26 protein-coding genes are annotated in these 22,841 nt (G+C 41.1%); 23 read left to right on the forward strand and 3 right to left on the reverse strand.

Annotated features, from left to right (window positions below):
- The first annotated feature begins 214 nt into the window (after positions 1-214).
- The 14 genes from AC25Y1_RS07955 (at position 215) to AC25Y1_RS08020 (ending at position 12,915) form a co-directional block, all read left to right on the forward strand.
- Complete coding sequence (locus AC25Y1_RS07955; protein WP_488147436.1) at positions 215-1,234, forward strand: ABC transporter ATP-binding protein; 1,020 nt, start codon at positions 215-217, stop codon at positions 1,232-1,234.
- Positions 1,221-2,147 (forward strand): ABC transporter ATP-binding protein, encoded by a 927-nt coding sequence (locus AC25Y1_RS07960; protein ID WP_488147437.1) that lies wholly within the window; start codon positions 1,221-1,223, stop codon positions 2,145-2,147. Before AC25Y1_RS07955 ends, AC25Y1_RS07960 begins: the two co-directional genes overlap by 14 nt.
- A gap of 17 nt (positions 2,148-2,164) precedes the next feature.
- Positions 2,165-3,133, forward strand: coding sequence for an oligopeptide ABC transporter permease (gene opp4B, locus AC25Y1_RS07965; RefSeq protein WP_488147438.1), 969 nt, complete (start codon positions 2,165-2,167; stop codon positions 3,131-3,133).
- A gap of 30 nt (positions 3,134-3,163) precedes the next feature.
- The gene (locus AC25Y1_RS07970) at positions 3,164-4,081 is read left to right on the forward strand and encodes an ABC transporter permease (RefSeq protein WP_488147439.1); all 918 of its coding nucleotides are present in this window, start codon (positions 3,164-3,166) and stop codon (positions 4,079-4,081) included.
- 31 nt (positions 4,082-4,112) lie between these two features.
- Positions 4,113-5,963 (forward strand): oligopeptide ABC transporter substrate-binding protein, encoded by a 1,851-nt coding sequence (gene opp4A, locus AC25Y1_RS07975; RefSeq protein WP_488147440.1) that lies wholly within the window; start codon positions 4,113-4,115, stop codon positions 5,961-5,963.
- Between the two features lie 101 nt (positions 5,964-6,064).
- Positions 6,065-6,985, forward strand: coding sequence for a S66 peptidase family protein (locus AC25Y1_RS07980; RefSeq protein WP_488147441.1), 921 nt, complete (start codon positions 6,065-6,067; stop codon positions 6,983-6,985).
- A gap of 277 nt (positions 6,986-7,262) precedes the next feature.
- On the forward strand, positions 7,263-7,565 hold the full coding sequence (ureA, locus tag AC25Y1_RS07985; RefSeq protein WP_488147442.1) for an urease subunit gamma: 303 nt from the start codon (positions 7,263-7,265) through the stop codon (positions 7,563-7,565).
- A 14-nt stretch (positions 7,566-7,579) separates the two neighbouring features.
- Entirely contained in the window at positions 7,580-7,948 is a 369-nt protein-coding gene (locus AC25Y1_RS07990; protein WP_488147443.1) for an urease subunit beta, read from the forward strand.
- Entirely contained in the window at positions 7,945-9,660 is a 1,716-nt protein-coding gene (gene ureC / locus AC25Y1_RS07995; protein WP_488147444.1) for an urease subunit alpha, read from the forward strand. The genes AC25Y1_RS07990 and ureC overlap by 4 nt, the downstream gene beginning before the upstream one ends.
- Positions 9,661-9,711: 51 nt before the next feature.
- Positions 9,712-10,158: an urease accessory protein UreE gene (locus AC25Y1_RS08000; RefSeq protein ID WP_488147445.1), complete on the forward strand. Its 447-nt coding sequence runs from the start codon at positions 9,712-9,714 to the stop codon at positions 10,156-10,158.
- 73 nt (positions 10,159-10,231) lie between these two features.
- Positions 10,232-10,840, forward strand: a complete 609-nt coding sequence (locus AC25Y1_RS08005) for an urease accessory protein UreF (RefSeq protein ID WP_488147446.1) — start codon at positions 10,232-10,234, stop codon at positions 10,838-10,840.
- 44 nt (positions 10,841-10,884) lie between these two features.
- Positions 10,885-11,514, forward strand: a complete 630-nt coding sequence (ureG, locus tag AC25Y1_RS08010) for an urease accessory protein UreG (RefSeq protein ID WP_488147447.1) — start codon at positions 10,885-10,887, stop codon at positions 11,512-11,514.
- A complete protein-coding gene (locus AC25Y1_RS08015; RefSeq protein ID WP_488147641.1) occupies positions 11,507-12,316 on the forward strand; it encodes an urease accessory protein UreD in 810 nt (269 codons plus the stop codon). The genes ureG and AC25Y1_RS08015 overlap by 8 nt, the downstream gene beginning before the upstream one ends.
- 119 nt (positions 12,317-12,435) lie before the next feature.
- The gene (locus AC25Y1_RS08020; RefSeq protein ID WP_488147448.1) at positions 12,436-12,915 is read left to right on the forward strand and encodes an acyl-CoA thioesterase; all 480 of its coding nucleotides are present in this window, start codon (positions 12,436-12,438) and stop codon (positions 12,913-12,915) included.
- A gap of 291 nt (positions 12,916-13,206) precedes the next feature.
- On the opposite strand, the gene AC25Y1_RS08025 is transcribed toward AC25Y1_RS08020, so the two are convergent.
- Together AC25Y1_RS08025 and AC25Y1_RS08030 are read right to left on the reverse strand one after the other, a co-directional pair.
- Positions 13,207-13,668, reverse strand: coding sequence for an SMI1/KNR4 family protein (locus AC25Y1_RS08025; protein WP_488147449.1), 462 nt, complete (start codon positions 13,666-13,668; stop codon positions 13,207-13,209).
- Positions 13,669-13,682: 14 nt separating this feature from the next.
- On the reverse strand, positions 13,683-14,156 hold the full coding sequence (locus AC25Y1_RS08030) for an immunoglobulin-like domain-containing protein (protein WP_488147450.1): 474 nt from the start codon (positions 14,154-14,156) through the stop codon (positions 13,683-13,685).
- A 116-nt stretch (positions 14,157-14,272) separates the two neighbouring features.
- On the opposite strand from AC25Y1_RS08030, the gene AC25Y1_RS08035 reads away from it, so the two are divergent.
- Positions 14,273-15,223: a hypothetical protein gene (locus tag AC25Y1_RS08035; protein WP_488147451.1), complete on the forward strand. Its 951-nt coding sequence runs from the start codon at positions 14,273-14,275 to the stop codon at positions 15,221-15,223.
- On the opposite strand, the gene AC25Y1_RS08040 is transcribed toward AC25Y1_RS08035, so the two are convergent.
- Complete coding sequence (locus AC25Y1_RS08040) at positions 15,224-15,592, reverse strand: VOC family protein (protein ID WP_488147452.1); 369 nt, start codon at positions 15,590-15,592, stop codon at positions 15,224-15,226.
- A gap of 215 nt (positions 15,593-15,807) precedes the next feature.
- Here AC25Y1_RS08040 and AC25Y1_RS08045 point away from each other — a divergent pair, with 215 nt between their 5' ends.
- From AC25Y1_RS08045 to AC25Y1_RS08080, 8 genes are all read left to right on the forward strand, one after another.
- Positions 15,808-16,539: a hypothetical protein gene (locus AC25Y1_RS08045; RefSeq protein ID WP_488147453.1), complete on the forward strand. Its 732-nt coding sequence runs from the start codon at positions 15,808-15,810 to the stop codon at positions 16,537-16,539.
- A gap of 48 nt (positions 16,540-16,587) precedes the next feature.
- The gene (locus tag AC25Y1_RS08050) at positions 16,588-17,355 is read left to right on the forward strand and encodes a hypothetical protein (RefSeq protein ID WP_488147454.1); all 768 of its coding nucleotides are present in this window, start codon (positions 16,588-16,590) and stop codon (positions 17,353-17,355) included.
- 1 nt (position 17,356) lies between these two features.
- Positions 17,357-18,166 carry a hypothetical protein gene (locus AC25Y1_RS08055; protein WP_488147455.1) on the forward strand — a complete coding sequence of 270 codons (810 nt, stop codon included), beginning with the start codon at positions 17,357-17,359 and terminating at the stop codon, positions 18,164-18,166.
- Between the two features lies 1 nt (position 18,167).
- The gene (locus AC25Y1_RS08060) at positions 18,168-18,536 is read left to right on the forward strand and encodes a GntR family transcriptional regulator (protein WP_488147456.1); all 369 of its coding nucleotides are present in this window, start codon (positions 18,168-18,170) and stop codon (positions 18,534-18,536) included.
- Positions 18,529-19,227, forward strand: coding sequence for an ABC transporter ATP-binding protein (locus AC25Y1_RS08065; protein ID WP_488147457.1), 699 nt, complete (start codon positions 18,529-18,531; stop codon positions 19,225-19,227). The genes AC25Y1_RS08060 and AC25Y1_RS08065 overlap by 8 nt, the downstream gene beginning before the upstream one ends.
- 1 nt (position 19,228) lies before the next feature.
- Entirely contained in the window at positions 19,229-20,152 is a 924-nt protein-coding gene (locus AC25Y1_RS08070) for an ABC transporter ATP-binding protein (protein ID WP_488147458.1), read from the forward strand.
- Positions 20,121-21,059 (forward strand): ABC transporter permease, encoded by a 939-nt coding sequence (locus AC25Y1_RS08075; protein WP_488147459.1) that lies wholly within the window; start codon positions 20,121-20,123, stop codon positions 21,057-21,059. Before AC25Y1_RS08070 ends, AC25Y1_RS08075 begins: the two co-directional genes overlap by 32 nt.
- A 391-nt stretch (positions 21,060-21,450) precedes the next feature.
- Positions 21,451-22,839, forward strand: a complete 1,389-nt coding sequence (locus AC25Y1_RS08080) for a TldD/PmbA family protein (protein ID WP_488147460.1) — start codon at positions 21,451-21,453, stop codon at positions 22,837-22,839.
- The last annotated feature ends 2 nt before the right edge of the window (positions 22,840-22,841 follow it).

Consider the following 22,841-nt stretch of genomic DNA (forward strand, 5'->3'; position numbering starts at 1 on the left):
AAAGATTGAATTTAGTTTATGCAAAAAGTCCGACAGAACATGTTTACACCAACGTTTGTAATAGGTTTGTCATAAATGAAATTATTGTAACACTAAGAATTTGAAAAAAATGGTGTTGTCAACTTGAAATTTCTGTAGTATATTAATGCAAGTAGTTTGAAATCTGAAAATTAACTATTTGCACAGAATTAGTTGAGGTTAGGAGGAATTCTTCTTGGGAAACACTGTATTGGAAATTGAAAATCTCCGCACATCGTTTAGCATCAAGGGAAAATACTACGCTGCGGTGGATGATGTTTCCTTGAAAATCCACGAGAATGAAGTGCTAGCAATCGTAGGAGAATCGGGCTGTGGTAAAAGTGCTTTAGCACTATCAATTATAGGGCTCCATGAAGCCAGAGTAACAAAATTAGAAGGACAGATTAACTTTAAAGGTCAGAACCTTCTTAATTTATCGCGAGCCAGATTGAATAAAATCCGTGGGAAAGATATGGGAATGATTTTCCAAGACCCGATGACGGCATTAAATCCACTCTCGACCATTGGTTCACAAATCACTGAACCAATGAAATATCATCTCAAATTGTCACCAGCAGATATGAAAAAACGTACGCTTGAACTACTCAGACGAGTAGGCATTAAGAATGAAAATCGTGTCTTCTCTCAATATCCTCATGAATTATCGGGTGGAATGAGGCAACGTGTTGTCATTGCGATAGCGCTTGCATGCGATCCTGTTCTTCTTATTGCAGATGAGCCAACAACTGCTCTGGATGTAACAATCCAAGCGCAAATTATGGACTTGATGAAAGAATTACAAGCCCAAATGAAATCAGGCATTCTATTAATCACTCATGACCTTGGTGTCGTTGCAGAAATGGCCGATCGGGTTGCAGTTATGTATGCGGGTCAAGTTGTTGAACTTAGCGGGGTAAATGAAATGTTTAGCAATCCGAAACATCCGTATACTCGTTCTTTACTCAGTTCAATTCCATCAAATATGCCAGACAAAGGTAGACTACACGTGATTCAAGGCATTGTGCCAGCGTTGCAAAACCTCGACCGAGAAGGTTGTCGCTTTGCACCTCGTATTCCTTGGATTTCAGAAGAGGAACATGAGAAAAATCCTTCTTTACATGAAGTAGAACCTGGGCATTTTGTACGGTGTACATGCTACAAAAACTTCCATTTTGAGCCGGAAGAGTCAGGGGTAGAAAAACATGTCCTTACTTAAAGTTAATGATTTAAAAGTTCATTTTCCAATTCGCGGGGGATTCTTCCAACGTGTAGTCGACCATGTTCGTGCGACAGACGGTGTTAGTTTTGAGATTCAACCAGGTGAAACATATGGCCTTGTTGGAGAGTCTGGTTGTGGAAAGACAACAACTGGCCGCGCAGTAATTGGGCTTAATCAAGTAACATCAGGAGAAATCCTATTTGAAGGGAAAGACTTAGCGAAGCTTCGCGGTAAGGAGAAACGACTTCATACACGCGATATTCAAATGATCTTCCAAGATCCTTATTCCTCGTTAAACGTCCGGAAAAGAGTACTTGACATTGTTGCGGAGCCACTTCGTAACTTTGAAAGACTATCACCAGACGAAGAGAGAAAGAGAGTTCAAGCCTTAATTGAGAGAGTTGGGCTCAATCCGGACTCAATTTATCGATATCCTCACCAGTTTTCAGGTGGGCAACGTCAACGTATAGGAATCGCACGTGCGTTAACTCTAAATCCTAAACTAATCATTGCAGATGAACCGGTTTCAGCACTAGATGTGTCGGTTCAAGCGCAAGTTTTAAACTTTATGCAAGATATTCAAAAAGAATTCAATCTATCCTATTTATTTATTAGTCATGACCTTGGTGTCATCCAACATTTATGTGACCGCATTGGGATTATGTATCGTGGTAGATTAGTAGAAGAAGGGTTAGCAGATGAAATTTATAGTAATCCAAAACACCTTTATACGAAACGTTTAATCTCTGCGATCCCAGAAATGGACCCTACACTTCGTCTAGAAAAGACGCACTTACGTCAAGCGATTGATGATGAGTACCGCACTAGGTATGATAATTATTTTGACAAGGATGGGCGAATATTCGATCTTAAGAAAATATCAGATACCCATTCCGTAGCATTGCCTTAAAGGGGGATTATGAGAATATGATATCATTTATAATACGCAGAATATTGGTCATGATCCCGCAACTACTTTTACTTAGTGTTATTATCTTTATGCTCGCAAAAGCGATGCCGGGTGATGCACTAACTGGTGCGTTTCAAGGAAACCCAGATGCAAATCCAGAGCAGATAGAAGAGCTACGGGAAAAGATGGGTTTTAACGATCCGTGGTATGAACAGTATGGCCGTTGGATTGGAAACTTTGTTCAAGGTGACATGGGAATGTCTTATGTCCATAAACAAAAAGTAACATCTTTATTAGGAAGTAAACTCAGTAATACAGTTCTTTTATCGATCACGACCATGATTACCATTTACCTTATTTCAATTCCTTTAGGGATTATTGCGGGGCGTTGGCATAACTCGTGGGCAGATAAGTTAATTGTTACATATAACTATTTTTCAATTGCAACGCCTGTATTTATCTTTGCGCTCATTATGCTGTTTGTTTTCGGCTTCTACTTCAGTTGGTTCCCGACCGGAAGAAGTGTTGACATCACCATACCGAATGGCACTTGGGAGTATTTTATGAGTAAAGCAAATCATCTTGTTTTACCGACATTATCCGGGGCCATTATCGGAACTGCAGGGACAATTCAATACTTGAGAAACGATATTATAGACACAAAATTAAAAGACTTTGTTAAAACAGCGCGTGCCAAAGGTGTTCCAGAGGGGCGAGTATACACACGTCATATCTTGCGTAACTCCATCTTGCCGATCGCGGCTTTCATGGGATATGAAATTACATTATTAATCTCAGGGTCAGTGTTCATTGAATCAATCTTTAGTTATCCTGGACTCGGACAACTATTCATTCAGTCGATTCAAACGCGGGACTTCACGGTGGTTACAGCACTTGTTATGATTTCCGGAACCGCAGTTATTGTTGGTACAATGTTATCGGATATTATATTGAGTATCGTTGATCCAAGAATCCGCATTGATTGATGAAAATTTGAATGAACGGAGGGTAACAAAATGAAAACAGATATGCCAATCGATGCGGAAGACGCAGCAGTTTTAGAAGAGCAATCAGAAGAATCAAGTTTTGGGAAAACAATTTGGCGTGAAATTAAGGGCGATAAAATGGCAATAATTGCGCTATTTGTCCTTACAATCATAATGCTTGTTTCTTATATAGCACCAATCTTTATAGACCAAGTTGAAGCGACTCGTACAAACTTTATGCAAATTTATGAAGTGCCTTCAAAGGATTTTTGGCTTGGGACTGACCGTGGGGGACGGGATATATTTACACAACTCGTCATCGGTGCACGAAACTCCATCACTATTGGGGTAGCAATTACACTGATCGCTGGATTTCTCGGATTAATGATAGGTTTAATCTCCGGTTATTTTGGCGGTAAGGTAGACTTTGTAATTATGCGTGTGCTCGACTTTTTGATGGTCCTACCAACAATGATGCTTATCATCGTTTTCGTTGTAATTGTACCAGCATTTAATGTTTGGACATTTATCGCGATTATGAGTATTCTACTTTGGTTTGGGAAAGCAAGGCTTATTAGGTCTAGAGCACTTGCAGAAAGGGAGCTTGACTATGTCAATGCTTCAAAGACGTTAGGGACGCCGAACTGGAAAATCATGTTGTTTGAAGTTTTTCCAAACTTAAGCTCTCTCGTCATAGTAAATATGACACTTACTTTAGCCGGTAACATCGGGATTGAAACGGGCTTAACATTCCTTGGGTTCGGTTTGCCAGAAAGCACACCGTCACTTGGAACATTAATCTCTTATGCGTCACACCCTGATGTAATGGAAAATAAGTGGTGGGTATGGTTACCTGCGTCATTACTAATTTTAGTAGTGATGTTGTGTATAAATTATATCGGTCAAGCGATCAAACGCGCGTCCGATGCAAGACAAAGGTTGACATAAGTTAACCAATCAAATAGGGGAGGTAATACAATTGGGTAAAAAGCAATTAATGCTTCTTGTCAGTCTTATGCTAGCACTCAGCGTTTTCTTAGCTGCATGTTCAGGTAGTGATGACAAAGAAGATACGGGCACGAAAGACGAAGGCAAAGACAACACAGAAGACACAGAAGGCGAAGATGAAGAAGAAGCAGAGGCTGAGGAAGAGCTTACATTCCCACTAGATGTTTCTAACACTGACTCAACAATCGAGGATGGGACTTTGAACTATGCACTAGTTTCAAACACACCATTTGAAGGAACACTTAACCCAGTATTCTACGCAGGAGCACCTGATGCTGAGGTAATGCAGTTCTTCAATGAAAACTTGTTAGCAACTGACGGCGACTACCTCATTACTAACGACGGAGCAGCAACATACGAAGTTACAAATGAAAACAAGACAATCACGCTTACAATTGGTGATAATGTAAATTGGCATGACGGAGAGCCAGTTAAAGCGTCTGACCTTCTATACGCTTATGAACTTCTTGGACACCCTGACTACACAGGTAACCGTTATACATTCACAATTTACAACGTTGAAGGTATGGAAGAATACCATACTGGCGAAGCAGATACAATTTCAGGTATTGAAATTTCTGAAGACGACAAACAAATTACAATTAACTACCTAGAAGCATCACCATCACTAATGTCAGGTATCTGGACTGCTCCAGTTCCACGTCATTACCTTGGTGACGCAGCAGCAGGTGACGTTACAATTGATGATATTATTGAATCTGAAAAGATCCGTACAACTCCAATTGGATTCGGACCTTATAAAGTTGAAAAAGTAGTACCAGGTGAGTCTGTACAATTTGTAAGAAACGAAGATTACTGGAGAGGTAAACCAGCTCTAGAATCTGTTGTTTTAACAGTAGTAAACACACAATCTGTTCTTAAAGAACTTGAATCAGGAAATATTGATATTGCAGAAGTTCCTGCAGACCAATATTTGAATGCAAAAGAACTTACAAACGTTGACTTACTTGCTAAAGTTGACCTAGCTTACACATATATCGGATTCAAAATGGGTAAATGGGATGATAAAGCGAAAGAAAACGTAACAGATCCAGATGCTAAACTTGCTGACAAGCGCGTACGTCAAGCAATGTGGCATGCAATGGACAACGAAGTAATTGGTGAGAAAATGTACCACGGTCTTCGTTTCCCAGGAACAACACTAATTATTCCAGTATTTGAAAGTTTCCATGATGCTGAAAATCCAGGCCGTGAATATAGCCCTGAAAAAGCAAACGAATTACTTGATGCAGCAGGATTTGTAGACACGAACGACGACGGAATCCGTGAAGACGCTGAAGGTAATGAATTCGTTCTTAACTTCGCTTCCATGGAAGGTGGAGAAGTTGCAGAGCCGATTGCACAACATTATATCCAAAACTGGGCAGATGTAGGAATTAAAGTTCAACTTACAGATGGCCGTCTACACGAATTTAACTCTTTCTACGATATGGTAGAAGCAGATGATCCGAAAATTGATATTTACCAAGGCGCTTGGGGAACTGGTTCTGACCCAGATCCTGAAGGACTATATGGTAGAACATCTTCATTCAACTATTCACGTTACACGAGTGAAGAGAACGATAGACTTCTTGCAGCAGGTACATCAGAGAAAGCATTTGACACTGAATACCGTACAGGAATCTATAATGAGTGGCAAGAACTAATGGTTGAAGACGTTCCGGTTGCACCAACTGTATACCGTTATGCTACAACTTTAGTTAACAAACGTGTTGCGAACTACTCGATCGACCAATCTTCAGATAACTACCGTCCATGGGTTTGGGGCGTTACATCTCAAGATGCAGTGGTTGCTGAATAATTAACAACAATTGAACTGCTATCCAGGCAACTGGATAGCAGTTTTTTTTATTCGAAAAGGTTATGATAGAAGTAGATAGAAAAGAGAGGAAGGGATTTTTTATGAGAATACGTCCACAGCGTTTACAAAAAGGCGATACGATTGGGATTATTTCACCATCAAGTCCACCAAATCCAGAAAACTTGGCGCGTTCACTGAAGTTTCTAGAGGAATTAGGTTTGAAATGGAAATTTGGTAAACATGCTAAACAAGTGAAAGGTTATCTTGCAGGAACAGACGCTCAGCGGTTGGAAGATTTACATGACATGTTTACAGATCCAGAGGTAAAGGGCATTATATGTTCAAGTGGTGGATACGGAGCAGCTCGGTTCACCGATCAAATTGATTTGCAACTGATGCAAGAAAATCCGAAAATATTTTGGGGATTTAGTGATATTACATTTCTTCATACTGCTATGGGACGCTATTCAAATCTCGTGACTTTTCATGGACCAATGCTGGGGCCAAATGTTGGGGCGGATCATTTTCATGAAATGTCCGGAAAAATGTTCAGTCAATTATTTGAACCAATGGAATTGCATTACACGAACGATATTTCGACGTTAACTGCGCTGACGACAGGCGTTGTAGAAGGTGAATTGGTTGGCGGGAATTTATCGCTACTTGCGCGCGGAATAGGGACTAAGTATGAAATTGATACGAAAGGAAAGCTTTTATTACTGGAAGATATCGGTGAGGAGCCGGCGCGGATTGATGGTTTACTTAATCAGTTACGAATGAGTGGCAAGATTAACGATGCTGCTGGAATTGTTCTCGGTGACTTTTCCAAAACAGAGACGAAAAAAGAGCGAACACTCACAGTTGATGAAGTTTTTGATCACTACTTTAAGACACTAGATAAGCCGGTAGTCAAAGGGTTTAAAATCGGTCATTGTGAACCTCATTTTGCAGTTCCACTTGGTGTCAAGGCAAGATTGGATGCAGATAATCTTACGTTAACGATTTTACCAGGTGTGCAATAAGTGCAAAATACGTCAATAGTTCGAACTATATCGCAATTGCAATGTGTCTATCTTGAAGAACTTGTTTTTATCCATTACAATTAATAAATGAATAGTTTATATTCCCTCTCCGTCGTGAGATGAATGCGATCGTCTGCAAAACATCGAACGACACCACCCTTGTACTTAAGCATGATCATGCACACATACTAAATAGATAAACAGCAGAATAAATAAAATAAATCTATCCCGATTTAAGGGATAGTTTATTTGAAACTAGAAAAAAGAGGTGTTTCTAATGAAATTATCACCAGTTGAGCAAGAAAAGCTACTTCTCCATGTTGCAGGTGAACTTGCAATTAAACGAAAAGAACGTGGGGTTAAATTAAATTATCCGGAAGCGATGGCATATCTCTGCCACTACATTATGGAAGGTGCACGAGACGGGAAGTCGGTTGCACAACTAATGAGCGAAGGAAAACAAATATTGAAAGTCGATGATGTAATGGTCGGTGTAGCGGATATGATAAGCGATGTACAAATTGAATGTACGTTCCCGGACGGAACGAAGCTAGTTACTGTTCACAACCCAATTCAATAAAAGGAGGAGACAAAATGATTCCAGGAGAAATTAGACCTGCTGAAGGAACGATAGAAATTAACACAGGACGCCCGAGGATAACGGTTCGTGTGGCAAATACAGGCGACAGACCGATTCAAGTTGGCTCTCACTTTCACTTTATTGAAGTGAATAAAAATCTAGAGTTTGACCGTGAACAAGCAGTTGGTATGCATTTAAATATACCGTCAGGAACTGCGGTACGGTTCGAACCAGGTGAAGAAAAAGAAGTTGAGTTAACCGAATTTGGCGGAAAACGTCATGTTTTCGGATTGAACAAGTTAACGGAAGGCTCCACGCATAATAAAGATGAAATTGTAGAAAAAGCATCTGAAGGTGGCTATAAAGGAGCGGAGTATAAATGAAGGTAACACATGATCAATATGCAAAAATGTTTGGTCCGACAGTTGGCGATAAAGTAAGACTTGCGGATACGGATTTATGGATAGAAATTGAAAAAGATTACACAAAATACGGAGATGAAGGTGTATTCGGCGGTGGAAAATCGCTTCGTGTTTCAATGGGACAAGATGGGAAATCAGTACGTGATGAAGGCGTTTTGGATACAGTCATTACAAACGTCATGATTATTGATTACACAGGGATTGTGAAAGCGGATATTGGTATTAAGGACGGCCGTATTGCAGGAATTGGTAAAGCAGGAAACCCGAACACGATGGACGGGGTCGACCAAGGAATGATTATTGGGGTTGGGACCGAAGTATATGCTGGTGAAGGCTTAATAGCAACAGCGGGAACGATTGACACACATATCCACTTTATCAGCCCGCAACAAGTTGAGACAGCACTCAATGCTGGCACGACGACGTTTATTGGCGGCGGGACAGGTCCTGCGGCAGGTTCAAAAGCTACAAGTGTAACTCCGGGCGAGTGGCATCTGCATCGCATGCTCCAAGCTGTTGAAGATTTACCTGTTAACGTGGGACTTCTCGGAAAAGGTAGTGCGTCTTCTCCGGAACCTTTGGTGGAACAAGTTCGCGCGGGTGCAATTGGCATGAAAATCCATGAAGATTGGGGCGCGACCCCTGCGGCACTCGACCAAAGTTTGAGCGTGGCAGATGAGTATGACATTCAAGTGGCGCTTCATTCGGACACGCTTAATGAGGCTGGATTTGTTGAAGAAACAATCAAAGCCATCGACGGTCGAGTGATTCACGTTTTCCATACAGAAGGAGCGGGCGGCGGACATGCGCCGGATCAGCTGAAAATGGCTGGGTTTTCGAATGTTTTGCCGGCGTCGACTAACCCGACAAAACCGTTTACAGTGAATACAATTGACGAGCACTTGGATATGCTTATGGTCTGTCATCATTTGAAACATGACGTTCCAGAAGACGTAGCATTTGCGGACTCTCGTATTCGTCCTGAAACGATTGCGGCTGAAGATATTATGCAAGACATGGGGATCCTCAGTATTATGTCATCCGATTCACAGGCTATGGGCCGTGTTGGTGAAGTAGGAATTCGGACATGGCAAACTGCGAATAAAATGAAAATGCAACGCGGACCTCTTCCGCAAGATGAAGGAAAAGATCACGATAACTTCCGCGTGAAACGCTATATTGCAAAACTAAATATCAATCCGGCTATCGCCTCTGGGATCAGCCATGAAGTAGGTTCCCTCGAGGAAGGTAAACTTGCGGATATTATTCTTTGGGATCCGGCATTTTTCGGTGTGAAAGCTGAGGTTGTCATTAAAGGCGGTATTGCCGTTTACGCAATGACGGGTGATCCGAATGCTTCGATTCCAACGCCGCAGCCAATGATGGGACGAAGAATGTATGGCTTTCACGGTCAAGGACCACAAAATGCAGCGATGACATTCTTACCGCAGATTGCAGTTGAAGAAGGCTTACCAGAAAAGCTTGGCTTAAAACGTATGATTGGTACAGTGAAAAACTGCCGTAATATTTCAAAAGCAGATATGAAACATAATAATGAAACGCCGGATATTGATGTGAATCCAGAGACTTATGAAGTTAAAATTGATGGTGAGCTTGCTACATGTGAGCCAGTAGACATTCTACCAATGGCTCAGCGCTATTTCTTATTTTAATGAATTCGATTTAAGACCTGCATCATGCAGGTCTTTGAAGGAGAGTGCAATATGCTAATTGAAAAAATAGTGGGTAATGTCGGTTCAGCAGAAGAAATTGCTGGAAAGAATACGGAATGGATTGAGCTTGATTGGGAAGAGTTGAGCAAGCGTATTCTCCGTACAGAAACGGACAAAGGGACGGATATTGCGCTACGACTAAACCAAGAAGAACCAATTCAATACGGGGATATCCTGTTTGAAGATGACGAACGTCGCATTGCCATCCGAACGAAATTAGAGCCAGTTATCGTCATTAGTCCGAAAAACATGACTGAAATGGGGAAAGCCGCATTTGAGTTGGGGAATCGACATACACCTTCTCTAATCGATAATAATGAAATTATCGTGCGTGCGGATCATACGTTGGACACATTATTAGATGAAGTGGGTGTTCAGTATGAAACAACCGAAAGAAGGTTTAAACAACCATTCAAATACCGTGGCCACTCCCACTGATTTAGCATTGTTACAACTATTTCAAATACACGACTCCGCCTTTCCAATAGGTTCCTACACGCAATCATATGGCATGGAGACATATATACAAGAAGATCTAATTCGTACGAAAGAAGATTTGATTGAGTTTTGTACGTCTTTCTTGTTCAATAACCTAGTGCGCAGCGATGCGATTCTTATTCAGGAAGCCTACGCTGCGGCAACGGCGCAGGACGTGGACAAGCTGTTGGAATTAGAACAGATATGTGGAGCTGTCAAGTTGGCAAAGGAATCGCGTGAAGCGAGTGTGAATCTTGGCAGACAATTTATCCGCACGGTATCGCCGCTTGGGGCGGATGCGTTTTTAGCTGAATGGAAAGCGCGCATCGATGCGAAGTCGATTAAAGGTCATTACGCAATTTTGTACGGGATTTACAGCGCAACGACGGGAGTTAGTGTCCATCATGCTGTGATGATGTATTTGTACGCTTCTGTGAACGGACTTGTGCAAAATGCGGTTCGGGCTGTGCCGTTTGGTCAAAATACCGGTGTGCAGGCCATGAATGAGTTAATACGTCCTGTAACAGAGGCTTCGGATTTAGTGGGGACTTTAAAAATAGAAGATATTTGTAATAATGCGCTCGGAATAGAACTCGCTTCGATGAAACATGAGTATTTGTATTCGAGATTATTTATTTCTTAATGAATTTCCACTGAAGCGGAATTCTAAATAAAGGAGTTTTTTTAATGAAACCAGTACGTATAGGGATCGGTGGACCAGTTGGCTCGGGCAAAACATCACTCGTTGACCAACTGACGCGTGTCATGCATAAAGATTATAATATTGGTGTCATTACAAATGATATCTATACACGTGAAGATGCACAGTTTTTAATGACGAATGGTGTGCTCGGTGAAGATCGAATTATTGGTGTGGAAACGGGCGGTTGTCCGCATACTGCGATTCGTGAAGATGCTTCAATGAACTTTGCAGCCATTGATGAGATGAACAGTCGCTTCGAAGATCTTGATATCATTTTTGTTGAAAGTGGCGGTGATAATCTATCCGCTACGTTCAGCCCAGAGCTTGTGGACGGCTATATTTATGTCATTGATGTCGCGGAAGGGCAAGATATTCCAAGAAAAGGAGGCCCTGCATTGACGCGTTCAGATCTTTTATTGATCAATAAAACCGATCTTGCGCCGCATGTTGGGGTTGATCTTGACTTGATGGAAAGCGACACGAAAAAAATGCGTGGGGGTCGTCCATATATATTTTCAGACGTAAGGACGCAAAAAAACGTGGATAAAATAGTCGAGTGGATTCAGCACAATATGCTCTTGGAAGGCGCAAAGCCTGTTGGTGAAAATGGGTAATTCAACAACTCGTAGGCATCATAACGGGAAACTGGATTTAGAATTCGAACTGCGAAGAGGCTATACACGGATGCCACACGTTTTCCAACAACCCCCGTTAAAAGCCAGCCGTGAGTTGTACGAGGGAAAAGACCCGACTGCAACCGTTTATATTATGGAATCTTCAGGCGGCATGGTTGCGGGCGATCGGAACGATATAACGATCAAGCTAGCACCACAAAGCAGTGTTCGGTTAGTTCAACAATCAGCGATGAAAATTTACCCCTCACATACAGGTGAAACATGTTTTCATAAAATAGACGTGGATATCGCTGAAAATGCACGTCTCGAATGGATGCCCGAAGTAATTATTCCCTTTGTTGCTGCGAAATTTCAAGTGGATACAACGCTTCGTATGGCCGCAGATTCTACAGTCTTATGGGGAGAAATCATTGCCCCGGGCCGGGAGAAACGCGGAGAGATTTTTGACTATCAATCATTTCGCTCAAACTTTAAGATATTTGTAGAAGGCGAGTTAATCGCGTTTGATGCACTTCATTTCTCACCGAGTGAACTAGAACTTGGCAGCGTCGGTGTACTTGAAGATGCGCTGTACATTGGATCTATTTGGCTTGTGTCGCCTAAAATCAATGATGTAGACATACGTACCCTCCAAGAAACCCTACTTGTAGATGAAGGCTTAAAAGCGAGCATGACGCGACTAGAAGGAAATGCAATCCACTGTAGATGGCTTGGCCGCAGTCAATGGGCGCTACAAGAAGAAATGAAGCGGATTTATGCGTTATTAGCAAAAATGGTGTGAAGGCGGATCTCTATTTACTAGGATCCGCTTTTTTCAATTGGCTGGATGAAAATGTTGTTTAATCATCTACATAAACTGGTATATTAGATTGAAGACCGTATAGAAAAGGAAATGATTAGATGTCGAATACAAGGCCTATGAGCCAATCTCGCACCATTCAAACAAAACTCGTGTTACCCCCAGATACAAACCATTTGCAAACAATATTCGGCGGCAAGGTGCTTGCTTATATCGATGAAATTGCAGCGATCACTGCGATGAAGCATTCTAACAGAGCTGTCGTGACAGCATCTATTGACCGAGTTGACTTTGTATCATCTGCCTATGTAGGTGATGTGTTAGAACTTGAGGCTGTTGTGAGCTCAACAGGACGCTCATCCATGGAAGTTCACGTACTCGTTCACTCAACAAATCTATTGACAGGTGTAACCAAACTAACGACGGAATCATTTTTGACGATGGTTGCGATGGATGAAAATAAAAAGCCAACCCCTGTCCCAGGAATCGAACCTGAAACGGAAGCTGAAAAAGCATTAGTTGACATGGGACCTGCAAGAAGAGAACACCGACAAGAACGGATTAAGACGAACCTCCATTAGAATACAAAAAGTCCGCTGTGGATGTAAGGCTCTTTTTTGTTTCATTTTGGTAGTGCTTAAGTTGTGTTTTGAGGATATGTGTGTAAAAGGTACGGATATAAGTAGTAAATATACGGATATACACCTAAAAGTTACGGATATCACACCGCATTTGTCGGATATCTTCTTCTATCTGACGGATAAATGTAAAGAACCTTACTGTGTGAATGGAAAGCACTGAAAAACTTCCTTGTACCACAAAAACTAGTTGATTGGAGTGGGAAAACGGGATTAGAGTATGATAAACTTTTTTCATTCCATATATTTATCTGGATTATCCAGCTTATTTAAAAAAGCTGTAAAAGATTCTGCGATTATATGAAAGTTATGGCCGTCTCCATCATCTGGCTCGACATAGACGATATTTGGAATGTTACGTCCCTCGTAGTTGAAACCAACCCATGCATGACCACTGCCTGAGAATAGAATCAAGTTTTCTGGCAGCCCCCATTCGCTTACCAAGTATTCGCTCTGTAAAATTCCGTCCTCATGAATGCCCATAATTTCTTCAATGCTAATAAATGAATCGCCGCTTTCAATACTGAAGTTTACAGGAAAAGCTTGTTTTTCATAATTTAGATAACCCCCATTTGATATCTTCATTAATTCTATAAAGTCATCGGGTAATATAATTCCTAAATCTGTTTGTGCAGCTAGAATTTCTTCGTTTGTTACTCCTTTGTTGATGGAATCTTGGTCAAATAGCTCATCCAATTCAATCTTCTCCTTTAGTTTACAATAAATGGTTCAGCCACAGTTACTTCATAAAAGGATTCACCCTGTGACAAAAACGTTTTGACCAGACGATAATTCCCTGCTTCTAACTTCACATCAAGATCCTTCACGTGAAAATCTTGATAGACTTCATCGCCTGCTGCAAGCGTGTTTCCGTAATCCTTAAATCTTGGATTGTTAAAAAACACGGCATCTGAGTAGGTAATCATATACCACTGTCCGTCCTTCTCGACCTCGATATGGTAGAAATCCCCCAAGGTATAAGCGATTTGGCTTTCATTTTGAATCTGTGTTTGAATCATTGCTGGAGAACCAGTAAATGTATTTTCGAGAAGTGTTAGTGATAATCCTTCTTCAGAAGCATTTATTTTTTGATCGGGTACAGGATCTGGCAATGTACTCACTTCTGCCGTGTTTCCACACGCTGTTAGTAGGATGAGAAAAGAAAATATCAGAATCTGTTTCATACCATCACCTCTATTCTAAGATTAAAAGGAATCTTGTTCGGTTACATTGATTTGCATCAAGATAGTTGAAACTTTATGCCCATATTTTCGTATAGAGTTAAAAGGGGGCGGTGTCAATGAGAGGAAATATTCATGAGCGACAAATGGAATTGACGTCTAGACGGACGGAGCGAAATCGAGTGAAGAGGCGGCTTGACGGTGCAGAAGCTGGGTTGAAGGAAGCGCGTAAGGAACGGGACCGTTTTCATAAACAACTTACGAAAGAACAGCAGGATGTTGCAAAGCTAGGACGTTTTTCATTTGCCAATAAAATCAGCGAGTGGACGGGTAAATGGAATGAGAAAATGGAAAAGGAAATAGCGGAAGCAGCAGAAGCCGAGCTAAAATATAACGAAGCCGAGAAAAATCTCATTGACCTCGAAGCTGAAGTAATGAGGTTACAGGCAGCTATGAAAAATCCCGACTTTGCATATGTTGATGAAGACTGGGCAGATTTTTTAAAAGAGAAAGAGACGTGGATTCGTCGAAATGATACTGCTGCAAATAACACACTGCAAAAAATTGCGGATGAGCGGGTGACGTTAAGGTCTATCTTGCGTGAAATCGATGAAGCCCGTGAGGCGGGGACGAAAGCGAGCCGAGCACTTGATGCGGCGATTGATAAGCTTGGATCGGCAGAAGGGTTGTCACTATGGGATACGTTTCTAGGCGGTGGACTGATTGTTTCCGCGATAAAATATTCCGAAGTCAACAGTTCAGACGACTATGTTCACCGTGCTCAGCGTGCATTGCGTCACTTTGAAACAGAGTTAATGGACGTTCAAAACGTTGCGACGGAATCATTCACAGTCAACAAAAAAGATATTTTCACATTCACAGACATCTTTTTTGATAATATTTTTTCAGATTGGACCGTGCACTCACGGATTACGGATGCAAAAGCCAAGTTAAACGATGTGCTTAGGGATGTGCGCAGGGTCCAAGATGACCTTGCCCGTAAACGTGATGAAATCATGCATGGATTAGAAAAGCTTGATGTGGAGGAACGCGAAATTATTGAAGCGTAGTCACTCAAATTCAAGAAATTCAATGCGATTTCCAAAAGGATCATGTGTGAAAAAACGCGATCTTCCTGCAATAGGCTGTTCTTCGCTAATCGTATAGTTTGCTTCTTCCAATCGTACTTTTAGTTCTTCGAGCGCATTCACGGTAAATCCTGGATGGGCTTTTTTCGCTGGCGTAAAATCTGGCTGGACTCCGATATGGACCTCTTGCAAACCGCACTTAAACCAACAACCTCCACGACCTGCCAAGTTTTCTGGTTTTGGAATCTCTTCCATTCCAAGAATTTTCCCGTAAAATGCACGTGCTTCATCTTCAGAACCTTTTGGTGCCGCAATTTGGATATGGTCAATGCCTGTTAAGAATGTACGCATACTGTATCTCCCCCTTATACCTTTAGTATACAGATAGACTCCTGAAACACCCATGACCATTTTTGGAATTAAACCCATAAGAAAACCTTATGGACATAATTCGAAACCAAGTATTTCAAATAAACTCAAAATTCTTTTGGATAAACCCTTTACATTTTATATAAACATAGTGTACTATGTAACTAATACACCAATACAGGGGGGGAGATGAATCTATGAAACAGTGGAATGGGTTGTTGAAGAAAGAATGGTCAGCTCTGAAAGGATGGTTTTACGCATCGTTATTAATTCAACTATGCGGTGTCCTTTTTCTGTCGCTAGCAAGCCACTACTTATTTGAAGAATTAAGTCTGGGGGAGTTATTGTCGATTTTCAGTACGTTTTGGGTCATGTTTAACGTGATTTTACCGACAATCCTTTTGCTTAGCTCGCTGAATAAGGAAATGGTTCGACCGGATATTTGGCTTCATTCAACAGCACCGACAGTTAAACTTTTCAGCGTTAAAATGGTATTTGCTTCAATGATTGGGTTCGTAAATATTTTGTTTCCACTCATTTTCTTTCTTACCGAATCGAAGTCCGCAGTGTTAATTGTTATTATGTCCTTTTTATTATCAATTTTTATCATGTGCACCGGACTATTCCTTGGCGTGCTTTATCAATTATTCAAACCAGTTGTCAAAGGGTTTTCAGGTCCAATCGTTGTTATGATCTTTTTGTTTTTATCTTGGTTGCAAGCCAGATTAGCTGAATCGGCAATCTACACTAAAATTACACATTTCGGTCGGTTAAATCAGGAAGTAACTTACGAAATTCAGAAAGAGAGTTTCACATTTGAATTTGAAAACATGGAAATCCATACCGGAGAATTACTAATCGATACCATGATAGCCATTTTATTTTTCATAACCGCAACGATATTGTTTGATAAGAAAGTAAGATTATAATTTTCAGGTGCGTGTTCAGTCAATTACAAATAAGCAAGGAGGGATAAAGTGCGACAGTGGAGTGGTTTATTGAAAAAAGAGTGGGCATTGATGAACATAGCGTTCTATATAACTGTAGGCGTCGCAATTATATTTACAGTCATGATTCCGCTAAGCAATCAAATTTTTAATTGGGGAATCGAATTTTTAGAGATTATGTTTGGCGTCAGTATTCAATGGATGATGTTGGGGGCAGGTATTCCAATTGTTGTTTTCTTTATATCCTTAGCGAATGAAATGAAGAGATCAGACATTTGGTTACATTCAGCAGCTTCTATTTATAAACTATTTGGTTCAAAGGCGGCGTTTGCTGGTTCGGTTGGCGCTATAAATACAATTATCGTACTTATCGTCAACGCAGTAGGATTAGCCGTATCAGGGATCCCGTTTGGTCCTACATTCACATCAATTTCTTTATTATTTACAATGCTCTACATGCTGTCATTACTAATTTTGTGTATAGGTTCATTCGGAGCTGTTCTATTTCAGTTAATCAATTCATATGCAAAAAGGCTGGTGGCGCCAACACTATTATTGCTGTTCTTTATCTCTATGTGGCTAATTAATAAAATCACAACGATGAAATTTATCCAAGAAATTAAAGGTTTTGGGCCACTAAGAGGACCTAGTGAAGGCGTTTATCATTTTGGGGAAGATTTTTTTATGGAAATAGATGCGCTTGTTTTTTATATGGGTGATATTTTCATGGGATTGGTAGTTGGCATTCTTTTTTTCATAGCTGCAGCTAAGTTATTCGAAAAGAAAGTGAGGCTTTAATATGGACATAAGTCGGTTGAAGGGATTAATCGGAAAAGAGTGGGTTCTGCTGAAATGGGGAATTCTTGCCTTGGTCTTTGCGAATATTGCAGTTGTGATGGCTGTGCCTCCGCTGATCAACCGCGCATTCGATTTGCCACTCGATTCTTTTGAGAACTACCTCATCATTTCTGGAACTTGGTTTGTCGCAAGTCTATTCATTGGGGTTGGTATTATATTTACAAGTTTGGAAAGGGAAATGAGACAACCGGATATTTGGTTACACTCGCCTGCACCCATCTGGCAACTTGTTGGTGTCAAAGCAATTTTTGCCATCACGGTCACGGCTTTAATCGTTGTATTGAATGGTATTCTACTAGGTATTTCGTTCACGCTCTCTGATGCATATGGCTCGATACCGAGGTTTGACGGAGTGCTAGCCATGGTGAGTGTCATGATATCAATTTTTTTAAAGTCAATCTACATCATGAGCTTTGGGTTTATGTTCTGGTCCTTTTATCAAATCGGCCGTTCTCGCTCTAAGGGCTTGTCAGTCATTTTCACGACATTGCTATTTTTCGCAGGAATCTTTACGGCGACGGTTACTACAGAGTTGTTCAGATCAATAGAATTCCTAACAAGTATTAAAGAATTTGGACCAGTAAGATTAACTGGCTTATCCTTTTACAATGAACAAAACAGTTATTTATTCACAGGGATTGTTCCGGATGGGGTTGCATTCACTGCTGGTGGTTTGATTCTTTACGCGGCTTTAACGCTAATCTTTTTTGCGGTGGGTGCCAAGTCATTTGAGAAGAAAGTGAGGTTATGACATGAGCATGGATTTTCTTCCAGATAAACCAATTTATCAGCAGCTGATTGATCGAATTGTCGGCGATATTATTCGAGGAACACTGATGCCAGGGGAAAAGTTACCTTCTGTTAGGGATTATGCGGTTCAAGCTGGTGTGAATGCCAATACGATGCAACGCGTCTATAAGGAGCTGGAGCAGATGGAGATTACCGAAACGAGAAGGGGACAGGGTTCTTTTGTAACGGAAGACGTTAGAAATATTTCTAAGCTCCGTGACGAAATGAAAGAACAATTGATTGCGTCCTTCATCCAAAATATTGAAGCGCTTGGATTTACAAAAACTGAGATGGTGGAATATTTAACGAAACGGGGTGCGAATAATGATTGAGCTGAAAAAAGTTTCGAAAAAGTACGGTGGACAACAAGCATTGGATGGGATTGACCTCATCATTCCACAAGGAAAAATTATTGGCCTAGTTGGGGAAAACGGAAGTGGGAAGACAACGCTTCTAAAATTGAGCGCTGGCCTGTTGACGCCTGATAAAGGGACAGCTTTATACGGCGGGGTACCGATTACAAGAAAAATTGCTTCGGAAATTGCTTATATGCCAGACACGGACCTTTTCTATCCCTATTTTACAGTTGAGCAGTTATTCGATTTTTATAATTCACAGTTTAAAGATTTTGATTTGATCAAGGCAAAAGAGATTGCACAGTTTTTGAACATCAAACTGGATTCGAAAATGCAGCGTCTATCTAAAGGAAATCGGGGGCGGGTCAAAATTGCGGTCACACTTGGTCGTGAAGCCAGCTATTATTTTCTAGATGAACCCTTCTCTGGACTCGATCCTATGGTACGTGATGATATTTCAAAAGGGCTCATCCGCTTTACCGACACCCAGCGGCAAACAATTCTCATGGCAACCCATGAATTAAAAGAAGTGGAACCTTTGCTCGATGAAATCGTAGTACTTAGAGAGGGCCATGTTATCGCACAAAAAGCGGTAGATGAAATCCGTGACATACACGGGAAAGATGCCACAAGTTGGATGGTATCTTTGTTTAGAGAGGAGCATTAATATGACGATAAAACCGGTAGTAGAATTAAAGAATTTATCGAAAACGATCGGGAAGAAAAAAATTATTGATAACTTGAATTTGTCTTTATATCCTGGTCAGATTACAGGCTTTCTTGGGCCGAACGGGGCAGGGAAAACGACGACCATTCGAATGATGGTTGGTTTAATGAAACCATCAGAAGGCGATGTATTAATTGAAGGTAAGTCATTAAAAGATGATTTTGAAGGCAGTATTTCAAAGGTCGGCGTCATTGTTGAAAACCCAGAAATGTATAAGTTTATGTCGGGTTATAAAAACTTGTTACACTTCGCGCGAATGCACGACAATGTAACGAAAGAGCGAATTGACGAGGTCATCGCACAAGTTGGGATGCAAAACAGAATTCATGAAAAAGTATCGACGTATTCACTTGGAATGCGCCAACGACTCGGCCTTGCACAAGCCTTATTGCATAGCCCTAAATTTCTGATTCTCGACGAGCCGACAAATGGTTTGGATCCAGCAGGAATCCGAGAGTTTCGTATCTATTTAAGAAATATTGCAGAAAAAGAAGGCGTCTCGGTGTTTGTTTCTAGTCATATGTTGTCTGAAATTGAATTGATGTGTGACCGGATTGCCATTATCCAAAATGGGAAACTGATTGATGTTGAAGAAACAGCAGACACAAAGAAATCACATTATTATATCGAAGCTTCACCTGCTAGTTTGGTTGAAAACATCTTGATAGCCGAAGGATTTACGGTAGATGCGTTGAATGATGGGTTTATCATCGATGCTGAAAAAGAGCAGATCCCAATGCTCATGAAAAAGCTGGCTACGGAAGAGATTCAGCTATTCGCAGTGAATCCACACCGTAAAACGCTTGAAGATCAATTCTTAGAAATCACAGGAGGTGGCCAAATTGCTGAAGCTCATACAAAATGAATGGATGAAACTATGGCATAAGAAAGCGACTTGGATTATGGCCATACTCTTAGTGGTTGCCATTATTGGACTTACGGGACTTACAAAATTGTCCGAACGATTTACAGACACGACTTGGATCGAGGACATGGAAGCGGAAGTTGTTCAAATGGACGAAGAACTTGCATCACCGGACTTGACGGATGATGAAAGAGCTGATTTAGAGGCTCAGAAGCAGAGTACAGTAGAAACAATAGTTATGAATGAAGAATGGAATCAGCCCGGAAGTCGTGAAAGAACGATAGTCGATGCATACGGTACTATGTCGCTTGTCACCTTGTTCACGATCATTGCTTCAGCTGGTATCGTGGCGTCCGAGTTTTCACAAGGGACGATTAAGATGCTACTGTCTAGGCCGGTTAAACGTTGGAAAATATTAACGTCGAAATATATCACGATTTTATTGTTCGGCTTGTCATTAACCATACTCGTGTATGTATTCACCATCATAAGCGCATTTATCTTCTTCCCGTCAGCAGAAGGAAATTCAATTATTTGGAGCGGCTCAGACTTGGCACTTACAGCCGTGTGGGGCAAGTCAGCGTATATGATGTTCTTATCGCTCGTGAATGTATTTATGATTTCAACCTTCGCGTTCATGGTTGGATCGGTTTTCCGTTCTACCTCATTGGCGGTTGGTTTATCGATTTTCTTATTTTTCTCAGGCACGGTGATTGTGTTTTTCCTTGAAAGATTTGAAATCGCTAAATATATCTTCTTTGCGCATGACTTAATACAATATGAGTTAGGTCAGAAAATTTTAGAAAGCAATACAATGGCGTTCTCGGTTTTAGTTTTGAGTATTTACGCGATTTTATTCCTGGCAATTAGCTATCTAACGTTTAATAAACGTGACGTCACAGCATAAATGAAAAAAAGGACGATAACCGATTGATCGGTTATCGTCCTTTTGAATTCAATTAATTACTTATTGCTGAACGTACGAATAAGACCTGCAGCCGTCCCAACGAGGACGAATGCGAATAATGCGAACATAATATATAAGAACCACATGAGCATTCCACTCCTTTTTCGAGAAATCTCTTTCATCTAGTATATCATTACTTACCGCGCTGGGCAATCGATGGATGTGTCGGAAATGTTGCCGAGGGGTGTGAGAGTTTTGTGTGAGTCGAAGGTCACGACTTGCAAGCAAACCCTTTTTCCTTTTCAAGTTAATTAAAAATACTAAACTATTAAAGAAAAGTCTTTCGTATTGTGAAATATTCGCTATACTTAAAACAAGGGGGGAATAATACATGATTAAACAATCAATAATCGAAAATGTAATTGAAGCCGCATTGTCAACAGGCGGTGATTTTGCAGAAGTGTTTGTGGAGGATCGTTATGCAAACACATTGGCATTACAGGATAATAAAATCGAGAAAAGTATATCGGGACGCGACTTCGGTATCGGGATTCGAATTTTTTCTGGCCTTCAAAACGTGTATACATACACGACCGACTTTTCGGAAGAGGGATTAGTTAAAGCGGCTAAAAAGGCAGCGCTGGCAATAAAAGGTGGCGGAAATGGCATCATTCATCCGCTCGAAAAAGAAATTATCAAGCCGATTCATTCAATTGCACAGATGCCGAAGACAGTGAAACATGCTCAAAGGGCAGCAGTTATGAAAAAAGCGAATGATATTGCCAGAAATTATGATGAGCGGATTTCACAAGTAGGTTTACGCTATATTGATGAAGAACAAAACATTCTCATCGCGAACTCTGAAGGTAAATTTGTGGAAGACACACGGGTTTATAGCCGATTGGCGATTCAAGCAACTGCGACTGATGGTGTAGAATTGCAAACTGGCTTTTACGGACCGGGGGCACATGCGGGGTTTGAGTTTATTGAAAACCTTGATTTAGATCATTATGCAGGTGAAGCTGCGCGGATTGCCGTGACGATGCTTGAAGCAGATGAATGTCCGAGCGGAAAATTCCCAGTCATTATTGACAATGAATTTGGTGGCGTCATTTTCCATGAAGCTTGTGGTCATGGACTTGAAGCAACATCCGTTGCGAAAAATAACTCTGTCTTCGCAAACCGAATTGGTGAAAAAGTGGCTCCGGATATCGTGACATATATTGATGACGGAACGCTTCCGAATGAGTGGGGTTCGCTTAATATTGATGATGAAGGGGAAAAGACGCGGAAAAACATCCTTATTGAAGATGGGATTTTGAAAGGCTATCTTATCGATAAATTCAATGCGCGTCGCATGAACGCTGAGGCCACGGGCTCTTCACGCCGGGAATCGTACAGGTTTAATCCGACATCCCGTATGACAAACACCTATATCGCACCTGGGAAATCGGAACCCAAAGATATTATTGCCTCGACAGAAAATGGCATATATGCGAAATATATGGGCGGTGGTCAAGTGAATCCAGCAACCGGTGACTATAACTTTGCCGTTGCAGAAGCTTATCTTGTGAAAAACGGAAAAATTGACCGACCAGTTCGCGGTGCAACGCTAATCGGAAACGGTGCAAAAACACTGCAAAAAGTCGATATGGTGGGGAATAATCTTGCGCATGGTGCAGGCATGTGTGGATCGATCAGTGGAAGTCTACCTGTAAATGTCGGTCAACCGATGATTCGAGTCAGTGAAATAACTGTCGGCGGGACGAAGGGGGAATAACG

The sequence above is a fragment of the Sporosarcina sp. Y1009 genome, assembly GCF_057669865.1.